General features: G+C 65.0%; 17 protein-coding genes. 6 read left to right on the top strand and 11 right to left on the bottom strand.

Annotated elements, in window-relative coordinates:
• Nucleotides 1-79 precede the first annotated feature (79 nt).
• The 3 genes from IQ782_RS09730 to IQ782_RS09720 all read right to left on the bottom strand — a co-directional run bounded on the left by IQ782_RS09730 (nucleotide 80) and on the right by IQ782_RS09720 (nucleotide 1,957).
• A complete protein-coding gene (locus IQ782_RS09730; protein ID WP_194134439.1) occupies nucleotides 80-1,087 on the bottom strand; it encodes a flagellar motor protein MotB in 1,008 nt (335 codons plus the stop codon).
• Nucleotides 1,088-1,096: 9 nt separating this feature from the next.
• Nucleotides 1,097-1,528, bottom strand: coding sequence for a Ros/MucR family transcriptional regulator (locus IQ782_RS09725; RefSeq protein WP_194134438.1), 432 nt, complete (start codon nucleotides 1,526-1,528; stop codon nucleotides 1,097-1,099).
• A 159-nt stretch (nucleotides 1,529-1,687) separates the two neighbouring features.
• Nucleotides 1,688-1,957 (bottom strand): MucR family transcriptional regulator, encoded by a 270-nt coding sequence (locus tag IQ782_RS09720; RefSeq protein ID WP_194134437.1) that lies wholly within the window; start codon nucleotides 1,955-1,957, stop codon nucleotides 1,688-1,690.
• A gap of 138 nt (nucleotides 1,958-2,095) precedes the next feature.
• Between IQ782_RS09720 and IQ782_RS09715 the strand changes: the two genes are divergently transcribed.
• Nucleotides 2,096-2,761 carry a response regulator transcription factor gene (locus IQ782_RS09715; RefSeq protein WP_194134436.1) on the top strand — a complete coding sequence of 222 codons (666 nt, stop codon included), beginning with the start codon at nucleotides 2,096-2,098 and terminating at the stop codon, nucleotides 2,759-2,761.
• On the opposite strand, the gene IQ782_RS09710 is transcribed toward IQ782_RS09715, so the two are convergent.
• Both IQ782_RS09710 and IQ782_RS09705 read right to left on the bottom strand, forming a co-directional pair.
• Nucleotides 2,758-4,611 (bottom strand): tetratricopeptide repeat protein, encoded by a 1,854-nt coding sequence (locus tag IQ782_RS09710; protein ID WP_194134435.1) that lies wholly within the window; start codon nucleotides 4,609-4,611, stop codon nucleotides 2,758-2,760. The two genes, IQ782_RS09715 and IQ782_RS09710, sit on opposite strands and share 4 nt — an antisense overlap.
• Nucleotides 4,612-4,780: 169 nt before the next feature.
• The gene (locus tag IQ782_RS09705; protein ID WP_194134434.1) at nucleotides 4,781-5,857 is read right to left on the bottom strand and encodes a hypothetical protein; all 1,077 of its coding nucleotides are present in this window, start codon (nucleotides 5,855-5,857) and stop codon (nucleotides 4,781-4,783) included.
• A 135-nt stretch (nucleotides 5,858-5,992) separates the two neighbouring features.
• Here IQ782_RS09705 and motA point away from each other — a divergent pair, with 135 nt between their 5' ends.
• The 4 genes from motA to IQ782_RS09685 all read left to right on the top strand — a co-directional run bounded on the left by motA (nucleotide 5,993) and on the right by IQ782_RS09685 (nucleotide 9,853).
• The gene (gene motA / locus IQ782_RS09700) at nucleotides 5,993-6,859 is read left to right on the top strand and encodes a flagellar motor stator protein MotA (protein WP_194134433.1); all 867 of its coding nucleotides are present in this window, start codon (nucleotides 5,993-5,995) and stop codon (nucleotides 6,857-6,859) included.
• The gene (locus tag IQ782_RS09695; protein ID WP_194134432.1) at nucleotides 6,856-7,119 is read left to right on the top strand and encodes a hypothetical protein; all 264 of its coding nucleotides are present in this window, start codon (nucleotides 6,856-6,858) and stop codon (nucleotides 7,117-7,119) included. The genes motA and IQ782_RS09695 overlap by 4 nt, the downstream gene beginning before the upstream one ends.
• A complete protein-coding gene (locus tag IQ782_RS09690) occupies nucleotides 7,109-7,537 on the top strand; it encodes a flagellar FliJ family protein (RefSeq protein WP_194134431.1) in 429 nt (142 codons plus the stop codon). The genes IQ782_RS09695 and IQ782_RS09690 overlap by 11 nt, the downstream gene beginning before the upstream one ends.
• Nucleotides 7,538-8,668: 1,131 nt before the next feature.
• Entirely contained in the window at nucleotides 8,669-9,853 is a 1,185-nt protein-coding gene (locus IQ782_RS09685) for a carbohydrate porin (RefSeq protein ID WP_194134430.1), read from the top strand.
• 36 nt (nucleotides 9,854-9,889) lie between these two features.
• Here the strand turns inward: IQ782_RS09685 and IQ782_RS09680 are convergent, their stop codons facing one another.
• Complete coding sequence (locus tag IQ782_RS09680) at nucleotides 9,890-13,270, bottom strand: calcium-binding protein (protein WP_194134429.1); 3,381 nt, start codon at nucleotides 13,268-13,270, stop codon at nucleotides 9,890-9,892.
• Between the two features lie 280 nt (nucleotides 13,271-13,550).
• On the opposite strand from IQ782_RS09680, the gene IQ782_RS09675 reads away from it, so the two are divergent.
• Complete coding sequence (locus IQ782_RS09675) at nucleotides 13,551-13,865, top strand: hypothetical protein (RefSeq protein ID WP_194134428.1); 315 nt, start codon at nucleotides 13,551-13,553, stop codon at nucleotides 13,863-13,865.
• Nucleotides 13,866-13,937: 72 nt separating this feature from the next.
• On the opposite strand, the gene IQ782_RS09670 is transcribed toward IQ782_RS09675, so the two are convergent.
• The 5 genes from IQ782_RS09670 to IQ782_RS09650 all read right to left on the bottom strand — a co-directional run bounded on the left by IQ782_RS09670 (nucleotide 13,938) and on the right by IQ782_RS09650 (nucleotide 19,589).
• Entirely contained in the window at nucleotides 13,938-15,029 is a 1,092-nt protein-coding gene (locus IQ782_RS09670; protein ID WP_194134427.1) for an NAD-dependent epimerase/dehydratase family protein, read from the bottom strand.
• Nucleotides 15,030-15,511: 482 nt separating this feature from the next.
• Nucleotides 15,512-16,819, bottom strand: coding sequence for a TRAP transporter large permease (locus IQ782_RS09665; RefSeq protein WP_194134426.1), 1,308 nt, complete (start codon nucleotides 16,817-16,819; stop codon nucleotides 15,512-15,514).
• Nucleotides 16,816-17,316 (bottom strand): TRAP transporter small permease, encoded by a 501-nt coding sequence (locus IQ782_RS09660; protein ID WP_240989204.1) that lies wholly within the window; start codon nucleotides 17,314-17,316, stop codon nucleotides 16,816-16,818. Before IQ782_RS09660 ends, IQ782_RS09665 begins: the two co-directional genes overlap by 4 nt.
• Nucleotides 17,317-17,324: 8 nt before the next feature.
• Nucleotides 17,325-18,290 (bottom strand): TRAP transporter substrate-binding protein, encoded by a 966-nt coding sequence (locus IQ782_RS09655; RefSeq protein ID WP_194134424.1) that lies wholly within the window; start codon nucleotides 18,288-18,290, stop codon nucleotides 17,325-17,327.
• A 114-nt stretch (nucleotides 18,291-18,404) separates the two neighbouring features.
• Entirely contained in the window at nucleotides 18,405-19,589 is a 1,185-nt protein-coding gene (locus IQ782_RS09650) for a LysR family transcriptional regulator (protein WP_194134423.1), read from the bottom strand.
• Nucleotides 19,590-19,598: the final 9 nt, after the last annotated feature.

The raw sequence follows: 19,598 nt of genomic DNA, 5'->3' as shown, positions 1-19,598 counted from the left end.
ATATACAGCTTTGTGCGGCAAAGAGAACACTAGATATGGTGAGTTTTGCCGCTACTTTCCCGAGCACGCTTTGCAGGCATTAAGGCTGCTGCGGCTTCGGATACTGCAATGTGACGCTGATACGGCGGTTTTCAGGGGCCGCGGGATGTTCCGAATCCAGCGGCGCCGTATCGGCAAGGCCGGAAATGCGCGTAATCCTTGCCGGATTGACCCCGGTATCCACGAGCACGCGGCGCGTCGCATTGGCGCGATCTGCGGAAAGCTCCCAGTTGGAATAGCTGCCGGCCCGCTGGTAAGGCACCGAATCCGTATGCCCGGAAATGGTGATCTCGTTCGGCAGGTCGGTGATGGCCTCGGCGACGATGCGCAGCAGGTCACGGGTCCGATCCTCGATCCGCGCGCTGCCCGTGGCGAACATAGAACTGCTGTTCTTGTCAACGATCTGGATTTCGAGCCCGTCCGCCGTGCGCTGGAACAGCAGGTTCTCCTGCATCGCCTGCAGCTCGGGATCCTCGACGATCTGCTCGGTGATCGTTTGCTCGAGACGTTCCTGCGCCTCCTGCCATTCCTGCTCGGTGCGCTCGGCCTGCTCTGCCGCCGCCTCGGCTTCCGCCGCGGCCTGGGCCGCCGCGATCCCATCGGCAACGCCATTCTCGCCGGTGTTGATGGTCTGGCTGTCCTGCTGTCCCTCGGGCCGGGTATCGAATTCGACCACGACCCGCGAATCCGGGTCACGCAGCCGGCTGTCAAACACCGCGAGCGGGTTTTCCTGTCCGAAGCTTGGCAATTGGACAGGACTTTGCGGCCCATCGGTGCCGCTCATCACGCCGTCCTGCCCCAGCACCATGCCGTCCAGCAGGCCGTCACCGCGTCCCCCGGATTCCGAAAGCGACGGGGTGAAGTAGTCGGCAAGCCCGCGCAGCTTTTCTTCATCGGACGCGGCAAGGATCCACAGCAGCAGGAAGAAGGCCATCATCGCGGTCATGAAGTCCGCGTATGCGACTTTCCAGGCACCACCGTGATGCCCGTGTCCGCCGCTTTCCTCGATCTTCTTTACGATGACCGCCTGTTCGTTCCTGCCAGCCATTTCGCGCTCTTACTCCTGCCCCACCATCACGGTGCGGTCGTATTTGCCGAGCCCGGCTTCCTTGGCATGGGCGGCCTTCTTGCGCGAGTAGCTCGGTGCCACCAGCGGAAACTCCTCGGCAAGATTGAAGGCCGCGCGATATTGCGCCTCGGTCATGCCGTGCTCGGCGCCGAGATGGCGCTTCAGCATCTTGAAGCCGCGGCCGCAGCACAGGCAGTACACCTTGTCCTCGGTCACGGCCTGCGCCACGGGAAGCGCCGGGTGCATTCCGCCCGCCCCGGCGGCAGGAGCCTGCGGCGCCCGTGCCGCGGGCGTCTCTTGAACTTCGCCGGTCAGGCGCCGGTAAAGGTTCACGATTTCATCCGGAGTCACGTCCGGGCGGGACGCGTAGGCGGCCACGATCCGGGCCACCATGTCCTGCGATTCGTCATGTCCGTTCATATTCTTATCCTGCCGATCGTCATTCTGCTGTCGCATCGCCGGGACCAAACGCACTTCTGTCCGTTCTTGCCTGTTCTTGACTTTTCTGTCCTTGAACAAGCGCGCCCGTCGACGGGGATTGCACTTATACTTTACATAGATTCTTGCCCTATGGGCAATTTAACCTTCCCACTCCATGTTTCGAGCGGCTTCCCGCCGGTCGAGATAGGCTTGCGAAACCAGTGGCGCGTCCTGAGGCAGCCGCCATTTCCTGCGGTACTCCTCGGGCGTCATGCCGAGCACCTCGCGCAGGTGCCTGCGCAGGAGCGGCTTTTGCATGCCGGTTTCGCGACAGGTCAGCATCGAATATGTTTCGGCCACGGGCAGCGCGTCCGGCCGTCGGATGCGCCCCAGAAACCGCAACAGCAACCGCTGCAACTCTTTACCCATTTCCTAGTCTCTTCTTGGTGACTTTGGTCTTCTCCTGAACAGGCAAATAGGAATTGAAGGTTAATCCATGTTGAATATAAAAATCTTACGCCAAGTCATGGGAAAAAATTTGTCGAAACCTTGTCCGAGCCTGCCGCAATGATCCAGCGCGCTTCCTTCGCGGTCGTGGTGGAACGCGACACGGCGCAGCGCAACGCCTGGTCCGAACTGTTGGAACGGAGCGGTCTGCGCCGGGTGCTCCGGCGCGCGCGCCCTGCGGAAGCGCGCGACCTGATGGCGCCCGACGTGCCCCTCACCGCGATGATCGTCGGGCTTTCCGCCCACCTGCCGCGCGATGACGACATGCTCGGCCTGATTGTCGGCGTCCGCCGGCACGCCCCCGATGCGGTGATCCTCGCGGTCGATCATGGCAACCGCGCGCGCGGCGCCGCCGAGATCTTCGCCGCGGGTGCCGACGACGCGCTCCGCGCCGACCACGACCCTTCGGAAATGCTGGCCCGGCTGTCGGTGCGCCTGCAAAGGGCGTCTCTCGCCGGGCAACGCGCTGCCCGGCTCGTCCAGCTTGGCCTCACCCCCCTCGAGGAGCGCATCCTTGCCTGCCTGCATGCCCGGCGCGGACAGATCGTCAGCCGCGCCCTGCTCGCGACCGAGGTGACCGGCGGCGAATGGGCCTACGGCGACCGGCGCTTCGACGTTCACATCGCCCGCATCCGCAAGAAACTGGCCGAGCAGTATGGCAATGCGCTCCAGGTGCGCACGATCCGGGCGCAGGGCTATGTGCTGGAGGGCGACGCCCCGCTCTAACCGGCGAGCGCCTCGCGCACCGAGGCGAAGCTCGCGCTCCAGTCGCCGACCTTTGCCTGACGGTGCAGCTTGAGCACACCATACCAGGGGTCCTGACGGACCTCCGCGCCCCAGTACCACATGCATTCCGCGCCCTCCGGCACCAGCATGTGCGTCTCGGGATGCCCAAGGGCACCGCACACATGCGCGGTGGTGTTGTCGATGGTGACAATCCGGTCCACCGCGGCACATTGCGCGGCGAAGGCCGCGAGATCGGCCATCTGGTCAACCAGCGGATCGCAATGGATCTCGACGTCCGGTCGCGCGGCGCGGGCGGCGGCGATCTCCGCGTCGGTGTCCCCGTACTGCAGGCTCACGACGAAGGCATTCGGAGGCAGGATGCCGACCATCTCGGCCAGATCGACAGAGCGCAACGTGCCGATGAGCCCCCGCGCAGCCCAAGCCATGCCGAAGATCGGGCGATCTCCGGCGAGGCTGCGATAACGCGCGCGCAGTTCGCTCACGGCATCCGCCCGCGGTGCGAGGTACCCGCCCTGACGGGCATCGGCCGGTTGTCCCGGCAGCAAGCGAACGAGATCACCCAGCGCGACGATCTGTTGCCTGGACACGCCCATGCCGTGGAGCTTGAAATCGCCTTTCGTGACCACCGAGATCCCCAGCGCATTGCCCAGCAGCAGCACCGATTCCCGCCGGTCCGCGACGAAGACAATTTCTCGACCCTTGAGCTCGGGCAGGAGACGCACCAGCGTCAGCAGCGCCAACTGGTCGCCGACCCCCTGTTCGCTCATCACGTAGAGGCGCTTTTCCCGCTCCAGGTTTTCCGCCGAAGCGTTTTCCACGGGCACCGTTCTGCGGTAGCTCTCCGGCAGGCGCTTCAGGTAATGCGGTACGCCCTCGTCATACTCGCCGTGGCCGAAACAGAAGGCCCCGTAGGCCCGCGCGATCGAACGCTCCTCGCTCGCAGACTGCATTGCCTCGAGATAGGCCTGCCGCGCCTCGGCGCGCAGTCCAAGGTCGTGATAGGCATTGGCCACGAAGGCGCGCGCGCGGCCATGCATGACGGGATCGCTGAAAACATGACCCTCAGCCAGCGCGAGCACCTCGTCATGCTTCGACTGGAAGCGGAGCGCGCCAATGAGGGTCATCAAGGCGTCCTCGCGGTCGTTGACCCCCTCCGCAAGCAATTCGCGAGCGCGCGCTTCTGCTTCCGCCATTTCGCCGCGCTGGAAGCAGGCAGATGCCGCCGCAAGCCTGCCCAGTTCGCTCTCAGGCGCGATCCGATGCGCGCGATCGAGCCAAAGCCCCGCCTCTTTGTAGCTCTCGCATTCCGCCAGCTTGACGCCGACCGTCCGGCTCAGTTCGACGCTCTTGACCTTGTCCATGAGCGGCTCGAGCACCTTTGCCGCAGCCGGGACCCGGTCAAACAGTTCCATGACCGACAGGTAGAGCACCATCAACTCGACCTCGGTGTTCCCGGCCGCAAACGCCTCTTCCATCTTCGCAACGGCTTCGTCCGGCTCGGCGCAGAAGAAATGCGCCTTGGCCAGACCGGTGATCACGTCAACCGACTTGGGCGCGCTTTCCGCCGCCTTGCTGAAGAACGCCTTGGCGGTCTGGCCCTCGCGCCGGTTCAGGGCCGCGAGACCCAGAACGATCCACGCATGGGGGTTCTCGGGAACCGACTTGGTGAGCGGCAGCACCAGCTGGCAGGCCTCGGCCAGATTGCCGACCTTCAGGCACTGGTAGGCCTGAAACAGCGAAACCGCGGAGTCGCCGCCGATGCCGTAGAGCTTCGCACCCCTCGCAGAGAGGGCCCGCTTTTCCTTGCGCGTAAGGGCGTGGACGTTCATGGGGCCTCCTTCGGGATATGGGAATATGCCGCCGATCCGGCGACACGCGCGGCCGCGGGGATGTCACGCGGCGCAGGGGCACGGAGCCCGTTATGGCCAGGACCGGTCAAAACCGTGGACGCAAGAAGATCATCCGCGGCGGGACGGAACGCAGGGCGCGCCGGGCGCATCAACGCCCCGTCCTCTCCGCCGCGTCAAAAGCGATCTCGAGCACCGGGGTGGCGAGCCCCGTGGGCAGCTCCACCGCCCGCATCATGGTCCCGGTCATCAGCCCTGCGCCGGTCAGCACCGCCAGCGCAACGCGCACCGGCGTGAAAAGGCGGCGCGCCCGGCGCGGCCTTGCCAGCACCTCGGCCTGCGGCTGCGCCTCGGGCACGGCGGGCTCCGCCGCGCGGCTCACGGCACCCGGCGCGACGAAGACGCCATGATCGGTCACGGTCACTTCCGCCGTGCGCGGCGAGGCAGCGAAGCGCTGCCGCAGTCCGGCGGGAAAGCGGGTCTCGGGGATGTCGATGACCAGCGGCGCGCCGGGCACCCAGCCCTGCACGGCCTTCCGCGGCAGCACGAAGCGCGAGAAGTCATCGCGGAAACCAACCTCATCCACCAGCACCGCGCGCGTCTGGATGGTCACAAGCTCCGGGCTCAGCGTCACACGCACGCCGCGATACCCAAGGCTGACCTCGGCCTCGACGAACAGGCAATCGCTGTCCGAGACAACCTCTGCCGAGGCGTAGCCCTCGGGCATCTCGCCACGCTTTGACTTGCGGCGGGCGACACTTTTCGGCGTCAGCTCCGAAAGGTGCAGGCGCGGGCGCCAGCGGAAGGGTTCGGGCCCACGCAGTGCCGTCGCCACGGCCTCGGGCATCGCCTCCATCACGCGCATGGGGGCGGGACGCGCCTTGCGGTCCTGCTCGAAGCGATAGTTGATCAGGTAGTCCTCGGCCATCTCGGCAAGGTCATCCTCGCCCGCCACCAGCTTCAACAGCTTTTGCTCGTCCGAGAACAGCACGCGGCGCGTTGGGTACCCTTCGACCGGCGGAACCACGGCGAAGCCGCCCTTGGCGCTGTCCAGCACCGCGCCGACCTTGCGCAGAACCGCCCGGCCCTCCTCGACATGGTGCAGCACCATCTCGCAGCTCCCGGCCTCGTCGAGGCAGAGCGCAAGCCCGATCTCGTCCGGCCAGTCGGCGAACACCGTCTGAAGCTCCGCGGCCTCGAAGAAATAAGCGAGTTTTTCGGCGTTCATGATCAGCGGCCCCGAACAGTTCTTCGACTTGTCTTATCTATTCTTGTTTATACTTGAACGGAAGTCAAATTTACATATGCTGATCATGACCGCCGGCGCATTCCGGCCGCAAGAGCCAAGTAGAGATTTCAATCCATGACGATGATCCTGGGACTCGCCCTTGTCTTCGGCCTTGTCTTCGGAGGCTTCATCCTGTCCGGCGGCAAGATGGACATTGTGCTGCATGCCCTGCCGTTCGAGGGCATGATGATCGGCGGCGCGTCGATCGGCGCCTTCGTGATCGCCAACAGTTTCTCGGTGATCAAGAGCGCCGGCAAGGGTGTCGTGAAAGTGCTCAAGGGTCCGCGCTGGAAGGCAAAGGACTATTCCGATCTGCTCAACCTGATGTTCGAGTTGTCGCGCATCTACAAGGCGCGCGGCGTCCTCGCGCTCGACAGCCACATCGAGTCGCCCGAACAGAGCGACATCTTCGCGCGCTACCCGCGCATCGCGGCCGATCATTTCGCCATCGACCTGATCCGGGACAGCTTCCGCATGCTGTCGATGCAGTTCGACGACAAGTACCAGACCGAGGATGTCATCAACCGCAAGATCAAGAAGCACCACCACGAGGCCATGGCCTCGGCCCATGCGATCCAGCAGATGGCCGACGGGCTTCCCGCCATCGGGATCGTCGCCGCGGTGCTGGGGGTGATCAAGACCATGTCGTCGATCGATCAGCCACCCGAGATCCTTGGCGGGATGATCGGCGGCGCGCTCGTCGGCACCTTCCTTGGCGTCTTCCTCGCCTATTGCATGGTGCAGCCGGTTTCCGGCCGCCTGACGCAGATCGAGGACGAGGATGCTGCCTTCTACCACATCATCCGCGACATCTTCGTCGCAATGGTGTCGGACCACCCGCCGAGCATCTGCGTCGAGATCGGGCGCGGCAACATTCCCACCCGGATGCAGCCGGACTTCTACGAGGTCGAGGCCGCGCAGAAGGAACTGCCCGCGGCATGACCCGCCTCGGTACGCTGCCGCTGCTGCTGCTCACCGGGATGGCCTCGGCCGCAAGCGCGCCGACACCCGAAGAGGATCTTTCGACACTGGGATACATCTCGGCGGCCCGGCCCGGCGAATTCCACGCCGTCCCACCTTCGGGGAACGGCTTCCCGGCCGAGATCCTCATGAACATGCGGATGAAGCTCGGCGGCGAGCGGCCGCTGCCCAGCGATCCCGCACCTCAGGCCCAGCCCGAGACCCCGGCCAATGGCCACTGAGGCGGCCCTGCGCCGGCTCCGGGCGCTTCAGGTGATGGAGCGGCTCAAATCCCTGGAAACCGAGCGTCAAGCCGCCGAGACCGGCGTACTGCGCGCCCGCATGGACAAGCTTGAAGGCGAGAAAACCGCGCTGCTCGACCGGCTCTCTGGCGAGTCCCGGATCGACGGGCTTGAGGGTGCCCCCTATCTTGGGCGCTTCATCCGCTCGATCCGCGCCGAGGTCGACCGGATCTCCAGCGACGCCGCCCGGCTCGCTCCCGAACTGGCTCGGTCCGAAGAAAAGCTGCGCGCCGCGCTGGCCGAGCAGAAGACCTACGAGATACTGCGCCTCAAGCGGCTTGCCGAGGAGCGCGAGGCAAAGGCCAAACGTGAGGCCGAGGCTCAGGACGAGCTGTCGCTGCTGCGCTGGACGCGCTGAATGGCGCATTCGGCCGCGGACCCCCGCGCCCGACTCACCGTCGTGCACTGCTTGACCGGCTTCCGGGTGAAGCCGGATGACGGCACGCGCATCTGTGGCCAGTCGCCTTACCATCCCGGCGCCTATGTGTGACGCTGGCGGCGCGGCATGCGCTGCGCATCGCTCCGCAGATCGCCGAAGCGGGCGCTGCTGCCTTCTCTTTCGCGAGGCTCCCTGGTGCGGCAAGACCCGATCCCCACCGACGCACGTGTGGAGCTGCTGCGCGACGGCGCTCCCGACCGGCGGACCTGTCTCGTGCCCGTGACACCGGGCATGATCCTCACCCGCCAGTCCGGCAAACTCCTGTACCAGCCGGAGGAGGACGCGTGAGCGCTCAGTCTCCCCATCCGCCGTGCTGGTGACCATCTGCGCGAGCCCTGAGGGCATGGCCGCGAAGGCGCCGCGCGGCACGTCTCCGGCGTGTCGGCCCGCGACGTATGCCCGAGGAGTCGGGCGCTACGCATTTGCCTGGGCCCAGGCGACGCGGATCATTGAAGCGTGCGGTGATCCTTGAGACAGGCGCGCGGAAGCGCCGGCTTCCCCTGCCCGGCTGGACCCTGCCAAGCGCCATGGGTGCGAGGGCGGCTCACTCTACCTGCGCGCCGGGGTTACCCCGGCGCCGGGCCGCTCGACGGCCCTGCCCGACCTTCCGGACGTCCTGCGCGGCGCTAGGCTCTTGTCGCGGCGGACCTGGTGCCGCTGCACCCCGGAGTGCTGCCTGCGCTGAAACTGGCCGTGCCGACAGGCGTCCCGACGCGCTGGAACGCCCCGCTGCGCTGCTTCGAGCCAGACACCATGGTGAAGACGGACCGGCGGCGCTCGGGCATTTCGGATGCCTGACGCAAGGGCACCCATGCCACAGTGCTCGCCAAGCTTCGCGCCAAGGTAGATCGAGAATTGCTTTTGTCGCCCACCTGTGGAAGGCTTTCTGCATAGGTTTCCCGGCACGATTTCTCGCCGTGAAATCAGATGGTTTGAAGACCTGTCTTTACGCGTACCGCCTCGGAGGCCAAGCCGCATCGTATTCTGCGGCCACGGGACCGGGGCCGTGATTTCCCAAGGAACAGCCACCTCCGATACGAGGATTTTGCCATGCCGGTCCGTCTTTTTTCCCGTCCCGTCCTGACCGCTGCCCTGCTGACCTCGGCCAGCCTGCCCGCCACCGCTTGGGCACAAGACCAGGGACCCAAGTTCAGTTTCGGCTTCACAACATTCGCCGACGCGCCGATCGAAGGGGATGCCGATGACGACGCGCGCTACAGCTGGCGCGCCGACATCAAGATGAGCTACGCGGAGATCTGGTCCGGCGGCTCGATCAGCGGACATTTCGAATACAATGACGGCGACGATATCGTCGGTCTCGGAGAAGGCGGCCTCGTCTGGCCCACCAACACCTTCGCGACGCTCCCGGCGCTCACCTCGGACAACCAGACGACGCTTTCGCTGACCATGACGCAGCAGTTCAACAACACGACGAGCCTGTCCCTCGGCAAGTTCAACGTCATCGACCTGGCAGAGGCGACGCCGCTGCTTGGCGGTCAGGGACAGGGCGGCTTCCAGTATCTCGGCATCGGCGCGCCCAGCAACTTCGTGCTGCCGCCCTACATCTTCGGCGGCATGCTGACGGTGAACTACGCGCCGATGATCTACACGCTGATGATCTACGACGCCAACAACGCGCAGGGCGAGGAGTTCTGGGACGATCTTTTCGACGAGGGCGTGGTCTACAACGGCACCGCGACCTACACGACGCAGATCAACGGAAAGCCCGGCTTCTACAGCCTCAATATCGCCCATTCGACGAAGAAGGGCACTGACTACGAGTCCCTGCTGCTGTCGCCCAGCGACGACGCCTTTGCCAGCACCAAGGATGGGGTGAACTATACCGGCGTGAGCTTCCAGCAATACCTCTGGAGCGATCCGCAGAACCCGATGGTGGGCTGGGGCGTCTTCGGCCAGGTCGGCTTCGGGGACGGCAATCCCAACCCGCTCGACGAGATGTTCCTGCTCGGGGTGGGGGGCAACTCGCCGCTCTACGGTCGCTCCAGCGACCGCTGGGGCCTGGCCTGGAGCAAGTACAACTGGTCAGACAAGCTGGGCGAGGCGCTGGGGGCCTACGGAGTGAAGCTGCGCGACGAGTCGGCGGTCGAAGGCTTCTACGAGGCCGCGCTCACCGAGAACTGGCGCATCGGCGGCAACATCATGTGGGTGAAGCCGAGCTTCGAAAGCTACGACGACTACACGCAGGTCGGCTTCCGCATCCGCGCGACCTTCTGACCCTGCCGCCCGCCCGAACAGGGCGGGCACCCTGCTTCAGACGAAGACGAAGTTCCGGGCTGCGCTCACATCGGCAAGGCGCAGATCGCCCTGCAGCAGCAGGCTGCCTTCGCTGCCGAAGTGGAGGGTGATGCCCTCGGCGCCGGCGCTGAAGCTGATGTCCGACAGATCGTCGATGCCCGGCAGGTCGACTTCGATCACGTCCTTGCCGGGTGTGAAGTCGGTGATCACGTCGCCGCCGGTCAGATCGCCTTCGGCCAGCACGAAGACGTCGCGCCCGGCCCAGCCGGTCAGCGTATCCGCTCCCAAACCGCCCGAAAGGCGGTCGTTGCCCGTCATGCCGTTCAGCTCGTCGTCGTCCTCGCCGCCGCTCAACGTGTCGTCGCCCTCGCTGCCAACCAGAGTGTCGTCGCCCTGATTACCCGAGATCAGGTCGTCGCCCTCGGCTCCCTTGAGGGAATCGTCGCCGCCCCAGCCGAGCAGCCGGTCGTCGCCCTCGCCGCCGTTGACCTGATCGTCGCCCTTGCCGCCGGTAAGGTGATCATCGCCGCCCTGTCCTGCGAGCGTGTCATCGCCATCTCCCCCCTCCAAGGTGTCCGCCGCAGCGCTGCCGGTGATCCGGTCTCCGGCTTCGCCACCGCTGTCGGGCGGGATCATCGCCCCCGCCGAGGTCACGTAGGTGATCTCGATCACCTCGAAGGGATCGAGCGTCACCAGAACCGTGGTGCCCGTCACCGCGAGGTCAGTCAGCTCGGCCCGCACATCGTTCTCGTTGATGTAGTAGCGCTGACCGTTGACCAGCAGGCTGTCGGCCTCCTCGAAGCCGCTGCCCGGCACGTAGTGCACGCCATCACTGGAATTGGCCGAGAAATCCGCGCCAATCTTCACCGCCGAGGCAGAGCTGTAGTCCGGCACCAGCGTCGAAAGGTCCAGCTCCAGCTCGATCGTGTCGGTCGCCCGCGAGGCGACGTAGACCACGGTGCTGTCCTCGGACTGCCAGGCGTGGAAGGTGAAGCTGCCGTCCGCGATCGAAAGGTCGGTGTCGAGCAGCTCCAGCCCCGGCAAGCTGGAACTCATCAGGTCGAAAGTGGCGCCGTTGATGGTGTTGAGCACGCGCCCCTCGGCGTCGGTGATCACGTCTTCGGTCTGCTTGCCGGCAAGGTCGGTCGGCGTGTTGTGCTGCACCGGCCAGACATGCGCCGCATCCACCCCGAGCCCGTTCATGTTGCTGGTCATCTCGACCATCACCGAGGCCGAGCGCAGCCCGGTCTCGGCGGTGTCGGAGGTGCGCACGTTCCACTCGGTGATGTAGAGGTCGAGCTCCTTGTCGAACTCTTCCTCCCAGACGGCGTAGTCGCGGTTGATGAAGTTCATCTCGCCGCTGGTACCCTCGAACTCGGTGACCTGCTTGTCGTAGTAGTAGTGCTCGACCACCCCGTCGATCGCCTCCCGCGCCTCGGTGCCAAGCTGGTCGATGATCGTGCGGTTCGCGTCCTGCACGCGCTCCAGATAGGGTCTGTCATCGACCGAGACGTGATACTCCGACCCGGCGAAGGGCGAGGCCATCTGCACGAGGATCGCGGCCTGATCGTCTTCCGCGAAGCCCGCGTCCTCCATACCGCGCGCCAGCGCGACCGCGGCGACATCGGCCTTGGTGCCATAGGCCGTTTCGCCCATGCTCCAGTATTCGTTGCCGATCTCGAAGGCCTCGACCACATCGGAATAGTCACGCATCACCGTCTCGGCGAAGCGCGCGATCTCATCGTCCAGCGTCTCGAACTCATCCACGCCGTAGTTCTTCGTCGGCAGCACCAGCGTCACCTGCGCGCCATTCTCGCGCGCCCAGTCGAGCATGTCGGTGACCTCCTGCCGCAGCTGCCACGCACCGTCCACGCGCTGCATTTCCAGCACGTTGAGGAAACCATCGCCATCGACTTCCAGATCGCCGCTGTCGCCCTGCCCGGCCGGGAAGCGCAGGTGGGTGATGTCGAGCGCATCCGCCGCCGTGCCGAAATTGTCGAAGGGCACGCCGTCCTCGGTGTTCACGCTGAACACGAGATTGCCGCCGAAATAGGCCCCTTCGAGCATCTGGCCGGTGCCCGTGGCCGCGGTGACGGAAACATGCGTGCCGTCGAAGGCGGGCGGCGCAGAGGCCACCGGGGTCAATTGGGTCAGGTTGCCCAGCCAGCCCGCGGGATCGCCGAGCGACGCCGCGTCCACCCCCTTGATCACCGCGAGCACGATGCCGTCATAGATCAGCGCCGCGCCGCTGCCGTCCGCTGCCTCGGCGACGGTCAGATTGTCATAGGCTTCGTCCGCATCGATCAGCGTGCCGTCCGCCCGCATCAGCGAGATGAGTTCGGGACCGCCGTCATTGCCGTTCAGCTCGTAGGTGTGCAGCGTGAGCGGGGTGAAGGCATCGTCGCCCTGCGGCACCACGATGTCGTAGTAATCGTTGCCTGCCCCGCCCGCGAGGTGGTCCCCCTCGTCGCCGAAGAGAATGTCGTCCCCGGCGTTGCCGACCAGCGTGTCGCCCACCGTGTCGGCCCCCGCCACATCGACACCGCTGATCGAGTCATTCCCGTCCTGGCCGTCGAGGTAGTCGCCGCCGCCCCGCCCCACCAGAACGTCGGCGCCCGGCCCGCCGAAGAAGTCGTCGCGCGTTTCGGTGCCGATCAGCATGTCGTCGCCCTCGAAGGTGGCATTGAGCGCCGACGAGAAATTGCCGATCCATATCGTTTCGTAGAAAAGCTCTTCGGCGGTGTAACCCTCGATCACCGCCACGACCTCGCCATTCATGAAGACACCCGCGCCGCTGCCGTCGGGCATATCGCCGATACCCGCCGCGAGCGTGCCGTCGAAGAAGGCGGCGCGCGGGATGATGTCTCCCTCGGGTGTCACAAAGACAACTCGGTCCGGAAGGTCCTGATCTGTAAGCCGGGAGAAATCGAGGTCGGTAATGGTGACCGGCTCCGCCCCTTCTTGCCCGACCGGCACGATGAAAAGGTCGGCACCGCCGCCGCCGGTCACCGTGTCGCCATCGTCCCCCCAAAGCAGATCAACACCGCCACCGCCGTCGAGCACGTCGGATGCGCCCGGCAGGTCGTCCACCATCACGATGAAATCGCTGCCCGCCCCGCCCTCGGCCGTATCCGAGCCGAGCCGGTCAACCAGCAGGTCATGGCCACCGCCGCCGACAAGACGATCGTCGCCGGGGCCGCCATCCAACGTCTCGTTGCCGCTGGTGCCGGTCAGCATGTCATTTCCGATCGTGCCCAGGATCAGTCCCGCGTCCAGGTCATCGGCGGTGCCTGCCGCGCCATCATCCTGCGCATCGTCGCTGTCCGAGCCGGAAGACGAGCCGCTGGCCATGCTCCAAAGGAGCACGCTGAGCAGAAGCGACGAAAGATAGAGCATGATCGGTACCAAACTAGAACTGGGAAAAATCGTCGGCGCGCCGGTCGGAGTCTGCCCGCCAGAATTTGCCGACCAGAGTAAGACATAATTTTGCCGTTTTTTATCTTCTTTCAGAAACACTTCGTTTCTGTGCCTCTTTCCGGTGCCGCGGTTGCCAAAACGTCTCACCGCGTCCGCAAGGGCTTCACCCTGAGGTTGGTGTAAGGCGCCGGAGCGCGGTCTCGATCAACCGGCTCTCGGCCGCCAACCGATGCCCCCGGTGTCAAATAGGGTATTTCGCATGTGTTATTTGCCTTTGTGGCATCGCGACCGGCGCGGTGCCGACGGGCGTGAGACATCCACCCAATTCGGCCACGCCAAGCCAATTTCCTGGAAAATCCTTCACAGCACCTTGCCCGCGTTGCGCGCTGGCCGGCTCGCGCCTGGCAACATTCGGGCCGCTTGCGCGCCCGAATTCAGAAGCGCCTATGAAGGCTTGAAAAATGAGATACGGAAATTTGAATATAAAACCGGAAATCGAGGTGCGACCTCCAATTTGAATGGCACCTCCCGCGCCGGTGATCTTGCCCCCTTCGCGCGCGAATTGGCGGGGTGACGCCCCCTCAAAATGATTGCCGCGCCCAGGGAGGGACGCGGCAGGGAGGAAATACCGGGAAGGTAACGCGGCTTATTCGGCCACTTGCGCGGGCTTCATCGTGCCGGCGTACTCGTTGTGGAAGTAGGTCATCGTGTCGAGCAGAACGTCTTCCAGGGCGATCTTCGGCTCCCAGCCAAGCAGGTCCTTGGCCTTGGAGACATCGGGCATCCGGCGGTCGCAGTCCTCATAGCCTTCGCCATAGAACTCTTCCGCGCTGACCTCGATGATCGGGTAATCCTCGTAAGAGGCGTCGCCGGTGATCTTGGCATAGGTCTTGCGCATCATGTCCGCCAGTTCGGCCATGGTGACTTCGTTGTTGCGGTTGCCGATGTTGAAGGCGTGGCCGTTGGCCTTCTCGGGGTTGTCGAGCATGCGGCAGATCGCATCGACCGCCTCGTAGATCGAGACGATGGTGCGGCGCGCCTTGCCGCCATCGACCAGCTTCATCGGATCGCCGTTGAGCAGCGCGCCCATGAAGCAAGCCAGCACGCGGGGAACGCCATCGCCGTCGCGCTGGGGAATGTAGTCCATGCGCGGACCGAAGAAGTTCAGCGGACGCACCACGGTGAACGGCAGGCCGTCTTCCTTGTGGTGCGCATAGACGAGGCGCTCGACCATCTGCTTGGCGCAGGCGTAGGTCCAGCGCTGGTTGACGATCGGCCCCATGATCAGCGGCGTTTCGTCTTCCTTCAGTTCGTAGAGATCGGGGTTCTCGTAGGAGGTGTCCCCAACATAGCTCGACAGCGTGCGGCCGTAGCACTCGCTGGTCGAGAAGCTGATCAACCAGCGCTTGTATTCCACGCAAAGCTCGACGATCGGGTAAACGTCGAACAGGTTGGATTTGATCACGCTGATCGGGTTGGTGTTGTACTCGGACGGGTTGCAGATCGCGGCAAGGTTGATCACCACGTCACCTTCGGCCACGGCGTTCCGAAGATCCTGCTGGGTCTCGGGATCGTCGACGTACCTCTGGTGGAGCGTGAAATTCGGATTGTCGAGATGCTTCCGAATTTTCGAGCTCTCCGGGTCCCATCCGATGATCTTGTGATCGGTGGTGGTGAGCAGGCGATCAAGCAAGTGGCTGCCGATAAAGCCTCCGCAACCAAGGATAACAATGTTCATCGGATTCTCCGTTCCAATTCGCATAAGAAAAGCACCTCCGGTCAGGACCCGCGAAAATTCGGGTCCCCAGAAAATATTGACGTAAAATCTATAGCTTGCGCGCAGGATAAATCTTCACTACCCGAATCCTATTACACGAAAACTTTCAGCATGACCACGGCTGCAACGCCGATGAAAGTCCGGGGCACAAGGCTGAGGACCAATCTTGGCCGAATTCTTGGCAGCAAACCGCCGCCCCTGCCCCGATCCGCGCCACTTCCTGCACGCGTGGGCCAAAGAAACCATTGCGGGTGTCATTTCGGCGGCACCGGATTTCCGCAGAATCCCAACTTCACCAGCGACGATTCGCCATTTTGCCAGCTGCGTGACGCAATATGAGCAGGACGGAACAAGGCCCCGCCGATCTCTCGACGGGGCCTTCCCCTTGCACGTCCCTCGTGCATGGCCGGTGACCCGGCTCTGTATCTCTGTGCTGTATCGCTTTAATCGAACATCGTGTTCGGGATCAACGTGGCGATCTGCGGGAAGAGGATGATCAGCACCAGCCCGACGATCATCGCGATCAGGAAGGGCGTCACGCCGCTGAACACGGTGGTCAGGGGCACGCCCGGACCGGCCACGCCGCGCACCACGAAGACATTCATCCCCACCGGCGGGGTGATCATGCCCATCTCGATGACGATCACCGCCACCACGCCGAACCAGATCGGATCGAAGCCGAAGCCGGTGATCACCGGGAAGACGATGGGGATGGTGATGACCAGCATCGAGAGCCCGTCCATGAACATGCCCAGCACCACATAGCCAAGCAGGATCACGATCAGCGTGCCATAGGCCCCCAGGCCCAGCGTCTCGAGCTGTGCGCCCAGCGTCGCGGGGATATGGGTGATGGCAAGGAAGGGATTCAGCACGTTGGCACCGATCACGACCATGTAGAGCATGGCGCTGGTCTTCAGCGTGTCGAGCACCGCTTCCTTGAAGCCCGCCCAGCCCATCCGGCGCTGCACCAGCGCCAGCAGGATGACCAGACCCGCACCGATGCCCGAGGCCTCGACCGGGGTGAAGACACCCAGGTAGATGCCGCCGATCGACACGAGGATGACGCCGAACAGCGGCCAGGCCTCGGACGAGATGCGGAACTTCTCGGCCCAGCCGATCTTCTCGCCCTGCGGACCGTCCTCGGGGCGCAGCGTCGCCTGCAGCCAGATCACCCCGATGAAGAGCGCGCAGAGCAGGACGCCCGGCAGGATGCCCGCCATGAACAGTCGCCCGATCGATTCCTCGGTAAGGATCGCGTAGAGCACGAAGCCGGTGGAGGGCGGGATCAGGAAGCCGAGCGTGCCGCCCGCGGCGACCGCCCCGGTGGCGAGGCTGTCGGCATAGCCAAGCCGCTTCATCTGCGGCAGGGCCACCTTGCCCAGCGTCACCGCCGTGGCAACGGACGAGCCAGAGACCGCCGAGAAGGCAGCGCAGCCGATCACCGAGGCCGAGGCGAGCCCGCCCCGGAAGCGCCCGACCCAGGCATAGGCGGCATCATAAAGCCCGCGCGAATAGCCCGCGGCCGAGGCGATGTTGCCCAGCAGCACGAACATCGGCACGACGATCAGCGAGTAGGAGGAGACCGCCGAGTAGCTCTCGGTCAGCAGCATGGCGCTGGCGCCGCGAAAGCCCGACAGGCCCCAGTAGCCGAAGAAGCCGACCAGCAGCATGGCAAAGGCCACCGGCGTACGCAGGATCATCAGAAGGAAGAGCGCGGCAATGCCGAGCAGCCCGGCGGAGACTTCACTCATTGTTCTTCTCCGAGCACGAGGACCTTCAGGATTTGCAGCGCAAAGACCAAGACACAGAAGCCGCAGCCAAGGGCGAGAATCCCGTAAAACGGCCAGAGCGGCAGGCCGAGCATGTTGGTGGTGTCGCCGAATTCGGCGGCATCCAGTGCCTTGTAGTAGGCGCGGTGGCTGAGCACGCCGAGCGCGAAGCCCGACAGGAGCCGCGCGATCACATCGCCTGCCATCCGCCCGAAGCGACCCAGCAGGCGATCGAAGACATCGACGCTCACATGGCCATTGAGCTGCGTGCAATAGGGCAGCGCGGACATCACCAGCGCCACGGCGGCAAGCTGGATGATCTCGTTCGAGCCGAGGATCGGCAAACCGAAGGCGTAGCGCAGCACCACGCCGATAAAGATCAGCACCACCAGGGCGAGCAGGGCAACACCCCCGACAACGGCCAGAAGGGCGGTGGCCCTGTCGGTCGCGACCGACAGGGCATTGGTTGCGCGGCGCATCATGCCGATCAGTGGGCCAGCGCGTCGACGATGGCCTGGGCGTTGCCCCCGGTCTCGGCGACGACCTTCTCGGTGACCGGCGCGGACAGCGCGTTGAAGGCAGCGGCCTCCTCGGCGGTCAGCTCGATGACTTCGCGGCCCTCGATCTCGGCGAAGGCCTCGACGCCGCCCGCGGCCACTGCCAGCTGCACCTCGTTGCCCAGCACCGAGGCCTCCTTGCCCGCGTCCAGCAGGGCCTTCTGCTCGGCATCGCCGAGGCCGTTGAAGGCATCACGGTTGGCAAGGATGAAGAAGGGCGAGTTCGTCGTGTCCATGCCGATGGTCAGGTAGTTCGCCACTTCGCCAAGGCGGAAGGCGCGGGTGGCGGTGGTGTCGATCATCGCGCCGTCGATCACGCCGGTTTGCATGGCGTTGTAGATCTCGCTCACCGGCATCGACACCGGGGTTGCGCCCCAGGCTTCGACCAGCAGGCCGGTATTGCGCGACGGCACGCGGATCTTCATGCCCTTGATGTCGGCCGGGCTGCGCACGGCCTTGTCGCGGGTATAGAGCTGGTTCGGTGCCGAGGACCACAGGCTCACCAGGATGGCGCGGCGGTACTCGGGCTGGAAGAGCTCGATGTTGTTCCAGATGTCGGCAGTGCCGGTCTCGGTATCGAGCACGCCCGGCAGTTCCGCCACCAGCGTCAGCGGGAAGGTCGAGGCGGTGTAGCCCGGCAGCGAAACCGCCAGCTCTGCCACGCCGTCGAGAACACGGCTGTACTGCTCGGCCGGACCCGGCCCCAGTTCGCCACCGTTGTAGATGGTGACGGTCAGCGCGCCGCCCGATTTCTCCGAGACCATCTCGGCGAAGGGATCGAACGCGCCGTCGATATAGGGGTGGGTCGGCGCGAAGAAGCTGGCGAACTTGAAATCCTCTGCATAGGCAGCGGTCGCAGCGAGGCCGAGGGCGGCCGCGAAAATCACAGAGCGCATGGAAATCCTCCCGAGATCACGCCCACCCGCACGGCAGGCCATGTGCGGGATCCGGTCTGCAATCTTCGCTCGGCAGGTTCCAATAGATTCGGCGCATTTCGGCATAATTTTTGGCTATACCGCGGGCAACCCCTGCGCTGCGCCGCGCAGGCAGTCGAGCATCAGCTGCTGCGCACGGGTCGGAAGCCAGCCCTCGCGCAGCGTCAGCCCGATCTCGCGGAGCGGCAGTGTTTCCGCGAGGGGAAGCTGAATCAGCGACCTGCGGTCGATCTCGGGCGCCACCTGACGCCCGGACGTGAAGGCCAGCGCATCGCTCAGATCGAGGTATTCACGTATAAGCAGAATGAAACCGGCTTCGATGAGACTGTCGGGCAGCGACAGGTTTCGCCGAAGGAAAAGCGCCTCGAACTGGTGTCTTAGCTGGGTTCCCGGCCCCGGCACGATCCACGGGTAGCCCTGAAGCTGCTCGGCGCAGAGCTGCCCCTTGCCGGCCAGCGGATGGCCCGGCCGCGCGACGATCGCGAAACGATCCTCGAACAGCGCCTCCTGCCGGACGTCGGGCGCCGGTGTCTGGTTGCGCAGCGATCCGAGCATGATGTCCACGTCGCCGCGGCGCAGCCCGGCGAGCAGCATGTCATGGGTGCCGTCGAGCACGGTGATCCTTATCCTCGGCCGCGTCCGGCGGAAGGCCGCGAGCGCCCGAGGCAGCAGCACCGAGCGCGACAGCGGCAAGGTTCCAATGACGATGCGCCCCGTCTCGGCGCCATCGATTTCACCCAGTTCCATGTCCGCCTGGTCGAGCTCGCTCAGCGCCAGCCGGGCGCGCGGCACTAGGGCGCCGCACACCCGGCTTGGAATCAGCCCGTGGGCGCTGCGCTCGAAAAGCAGGCCGCCGACCTCCTGCTCGAGTTGGCTGACGGCGCGATGAACCGTGGGCTGTGCACGGCCGAGTGCGCGCGCCGCGCGGGTGAAACTGCCGGTGTCATGGACCGCGATCAGCGCCTGCAGCTGTGCGCTCGTCACCAGCCCGCACAGCCGCGGCGAGACCACCCCCAGCGCCGCATCAAGCTGCGCAAAGGCCCGGCCAAGGCGCGCCGCCAGCACCGCGCCGCGCTCATTGAGAACGAAGCCGCGGCTGGTCCGGTCAAACAGCGCTCCGCCGGCCTGGTCCTCGAGCTTGCCCAGCATCTGCGTCACCGCCGGCTGCGACACCTTGAAGCGCTCGGCCGCCCCGGTGACCGATGCCTCGTCCGCCACCGCAAGGAAAATGCGCAGATGCCTGAGATTGCGGGATATCACTGCCCGATC

The organism is Salipiger mangrovisoli (assembly GCF_015223355.1).
In the GTDB taxonomy this organism is placed as follows: Bacteria; Pseudomonadota; Alphaproteobacteria; order Rhodobacterales; family Rhodobacteraceae; genus Salipiger; species Salipiger mangrovisoli.
The sequence above is the reverse complement of the archived record's forward strand: the minus strand, read 5'-3'. Positions and strand labels throughout refer to the sequence as shown.